This is a genomic window from Fluviicola sp. (genome assembly GCF_030151805.1).
Taxonomy (GTDB): Bacteria; Bacteroidota; Bacteroidia; order Flavobacteriales_D; family Crocinitomicaceae; genus Fluviicola.
Genome location: NZ_JASLCN010000296.1, coordinates 1 through 3916 on the forward strand (window position 1 = coordinate 1; position 3916 = coordinate 3916).

Genomic DNA, 3916 nt, shown 5'->3' on the forward strand with positions numbered 1-3916 from the left:
AAGATGTACCAAGCTTGAAAATTGAAATCTCCGGACATACCGATAATACGGGTTCTGCTTCATTGAACGAAGTATTGTCTCAGCAACGCGCCGAAGCAGTCGTTTCTTACCTGGCTCAGAAAGGAATTGCTGCAAGTCGTATGACTGCGAAAGGATATGGTTCTTCCAAACCGATTGCTTCCAATAATTCCGAAGACGGGAAACAACAAAACCGCCGTACGGAATTTGAGATTAAGGCAAATTAACCAATAAAAAAAGCAGGCATGCGATACATCGTGTGCCTGCTTTTTTTATTTCCGTTTTTTCACCAAGAGAACTTCTTCCTGATCCACCAGTTTAATCCAATCAGGAGATTCCTGATACTTCTTGATCTCGACCTGGAAAATAGAATCAGTCAACGGATACGATGTATCTTTTTTAGCCAAAACAACGTATTCCGCGTTTTTTACCACCGGATACATGTAACAGTAATTTCTATTCGCTAAATGGGGAACCAAATTTGATTGAGCGGAAACTATTGCATTTCCCGGAATCAGTTTAAACGCAGCATACACCGGTTTCACATTGTATTCTTTCTTGTAATGATTCTTCGACAGGAAATTGATATTCGTGTCCGGAGTATAGAAATAAGTTTCTGTCATACGCTCGTGTGTAATAATCATTGCAGACAAAACAACTACCGTTGCTCCGATCTTTCGGAAGGATTCTTTTTTGAGTTTTCCGATCACTTCAAAAACACCAATTGCCAGAATCGGGGTGAATTCGATACAATAATGGAAACCAGCTCCCCAGATAATCGGAGAATCATGAAATAATTTCTGAAAGAAGATCGGAATCAGCATCACCAGGTAAGCTGGCCGGAACAGCAGCAAAATGATCCCGGAATAGATCAGATACCGCAGCAAAAATGCTTTCGTATCATCAGCCATCGGGTCGCCATTAAAGTTCGAGATCATCAGATTAAACGAGTCAATCGGATGAAATAGCAAATGCTTCACTGCGCTTCCCATACTTCCTCCTAAAATGCTGTAATCAAAATGAGGATAAACACCATCGCCCGCCAAAGCCGGCATAATCAGTTTGATCACAATCATAAAATAGATCATCGAAAAAACTCCTGCCAGGATGTAAAAATTGCGCCATTTTTTTTCGTTCCATAATTGAAGCGACAATCCGAAACAGATAAACGCAACCCAGAGCGGGCTGTTTTCCTTTCCGACACATAAAACGATGAGGAAGAAAACGCACCATTTCAGTTTTCGCTCTTTGGTAAACACAAAAAGCCACGGAACCAGCGACGCAACGACCACGCTATCGTGAAAATCATACGAAAGCGCTGATAAAACACCAAAAAACGAGTAGAAAAAGATCATCGCCATTGCTGCCATATAGCGACTTGTTTTGAAATAACGATAAACTCCCAGTCCTCCGAAAAGCAAGGCTGCAATCTGAATAATCGGCAAGGTATACGATCCGAAAATCCAAACCAACGGCGAAAAAAGGATCAAATAGAAGTCAAAATGATCTCCCAGTAAATTTTCGGGAGCCACTTTGAAAGTGGTACTGTCATTCCATTGAAAATGAGCATAATCGTACAACGCATTCGAATAAAGTCCTAAATCCAGCGCATAGGTCCGGAACAGATAATGATTTACGAAAGAAATCAATGAGTAAATCACTGCAAATGCCAGAACGACGAGGTATTTTTCGGGAACTTGTTTAAATCCCAAATAAAAATTCTTTATGCTGCTCATCTTTCTTCGGGATAATCCATATCATACAAATCGTAGCCCGGAGCCCAATAATCTTCTACCACTTCTTTCAATACGAAACCGCACCTGGAATAAAACTCATGCGTGAATTGAGCAGTTCGTACTCCAATACGATCTACTTTCCGATTTTCTTTCAGATGTTTCACCCGGTGTTCCACTAAAGCTCTCCCGATTCCTTTTTTTTGAGAATCCGGGTGGATCATATCCCAACTCAGAACTCCTTTATTTTGATCTTGTTGAATATTGATTCCCCCGCAAGCCACCACTTTTCCTTCTGATTCGACCACAAAATAGTCTTCCAATTCAAAATCGAGGTAATTTTTCAGGTCTTCTTTTTCTTCAGGTGCAAAATAGGCCGGACAATTGGCGTCAAAGAGTTCCAATATGGTTTCTTTGTCGAGGTGATTATATGTTCGAATGTAATTCATATCAACTCATTGGGGTACACAATTCAAGTAAAAATCCGTCCAAATCACGCACATACGCAACGGTTTGTCCCCAGGGCTTTTCTTTTGTTTCTTCTGCCAGCACCGCTCCTTCAGAAAGTGCTTTATTGACCAAATCCTGAACATTTTCGGTGGTAAAACCCAATTCTATTCCGAAAGATTTGGACTTCAGGCTACTTTCCTGAAAACCATCTTTCAAATTGGAATTTGCCAGGGATATCGAGGCAAAGGAAATGGTCGTATTTCCGGTGATCAACTCCGCATATTCATTTTCGGGAGCAATGAATTTCAGTTCAAAGCCAAAGACTCTGGTATAAAAATCAACGGATCTTTTCACATCCGAAACGTACAAAATCGTATAGGCAAACTGAATCATGGAACTCATTTTAGTGATAAAAATAAAACATTCCCAGGATAAGGACGATAATCCCACTGACAAGTAACAATAAAACCAAATAAAGCAACAACGCCAATACTGCCTGGAAAAAGGCCCGCCATTTAGATAATTTATTGAAAAACTGGATGTAAGTCCAGGCAAACAGCACAAACTCCACAAGCTGTAATCCCCAATTATAAAGATCAAATGCAAGTGAATCTTTCAAAAAATACAGGATCGGTGTTGACAAAATGGGCAAAACCAACGCCTGAGCCGTCACAAAAGCTGTCAGAACCAACAATTCAACAAAATTGAACTTCTGTTTCTTAAAACAAAGCCAGGTTGAAAATGCCAAAAGCGGAATTGACAGCAAACGCGACAAGGCATAATGATCCGAAATCCACTTGGTAATATCCATCGGATCAACTCCTTTACCGCCTCCCACATTATTTTGAAGGGAGATTTGCGTACCGTGTTCCAAATGAAGCAAATGAGATAAAAACGCATAAACGGTTGCAAGTACAATGACCATAGAAAGTGGTTTGAAATGCTTGACCCGTTTTCCTTCCAGGAATTCGCGAATACTGTGTCCCGGTCTCGTATACAATTCCTTGACAGAATAAAAAATTCCTTTGTCGAAATGGAGTAATCCGTGTTGAATATCGTGCCACATGTAGTGGAAATTCAACTTATGTGTGTCAGCAGATTGCCCGCAATTGCTGCAATAGTTACCATTCAGCTCAGCAGTGCAATTTTTACATGGATGATTCATTCGTGTTCAATAAATAGTTTCGTTTGTAGTATAAATAGTCCTGTTTTAATCTTCATTATCGTCCTGATCATCTCCAGAATCATCTCCGGGCAGTTCCAGGGCTTTCACTTCCTGCACGGCATTTCCTGCAATTCCTTTTACAGAACCGTACATGTCGATGGTATTTACAATGACTTTTTCAATTTGTTTTTCGCGTTGTTTCCAAATGCGCTGCATGGAGCGTTTTTCGCTTTCCAGGTCGGCTTTCATCTGGGTAAATCCTTCTACGATTGCTTCCACCTGCATGCGAAACGTAGAACTCGTCAGAAAATCATACAGCATGTGCATCTTGTCTCCTTTATTTTCCTGGGAAACCAACGTGCTGCTGATTTGAATAATCGTTTCTCTCAAAACAGAACAAAGTCCTTTAAATTCTTCATAAGTACAGATCCAGATTCCGTCCTTCAAACCCATGCGTTCCATATCCGAAGGCATAACTTCTGTTACCAGAACCCCAATATCGGCTCCTTTATCACGGATATCTGCCTTGAATTTTTCAATCCAGGTGGGC

General features: G+C 40.7%; 6 protein-coding genes. 1 reads left to right on the top strand and 5 read right to left on the bottom strand.

Going from position 1 to position 3916, the window contains the following annotated elements; genetic code table 11:
• Positions 1-245, top strand: a 245-nt coding sequence (locus Q1V93_RS11395; protein ID WP_300664794.1) for an OmpA family protein, incomplete at its 5' end; no start/stop codon positions are given.
• A 45-nt stretch (positions 246-290) separates the two neighbouring features.
• Here the strand turns inward: Q1V93_RS11395 and Q1V93_RS11400 are convergent.
• From Q1V93_RS11400 to Q1V93_RS11420, 5 genes are all read right to left on the bottom strand, one after another.
• Positions 291-1754, bottom strand: coding sequence for a DUF2079 domain-containing protein (locus Q1V93_RS11400; protein ID WP_300664796.1), 1464 nt, complete (start codon positions 1752-1754; stop codon positions 291-293).
• Positions 1751-2200 carry a GNAT family N-acetyltransferase gene (locus Q1V93_RS11405; RefSeq protein WP_300664798.1) on the bottom strand — a complete coding sequence of 150 codons (450 nt, stop codon included), beginning with the start codon at positions 2198-2200 and terminating at the stop codon, positions 1751-1753. The genes Q1V93_RS11400 and Q1V93_RS11405 overlap by 4 nt, the downstream gene beginning before the upstream one ends.
• A gap of 1 nt (position 2201) precedes the next feature.
• Positions 2202-2594, bottom strand: a complete 393-nt coding sequence (locus Q1V93_RS11410) for a VOC family protein (protein ID WP_300664800.1) — start codon at positions 2592-2594, stop codon at positions 2202-2204.
• 10 nt (positions 2595-2604) lie between these two features.
• Positions 2605-3366 (bottom strand): DUF3667 domain-containing protein, encoded by a 762-nt coding sequence (locus Q1V93_RS11415; protein ID WP_300664802.1) that lies wholly within the window; start codon positions 3364-3366, stop codon positions 2605-2607.
• Positions 3367-3411: 45 nt separating this feature from the next.
• The coding region (locus Q1V93_RS11420) for a DUF2130 domain-containing protein (protein WP_300664803.1) at positions 3412-3916 on the bottom strand (505 nt) is incomplete at its 5' end.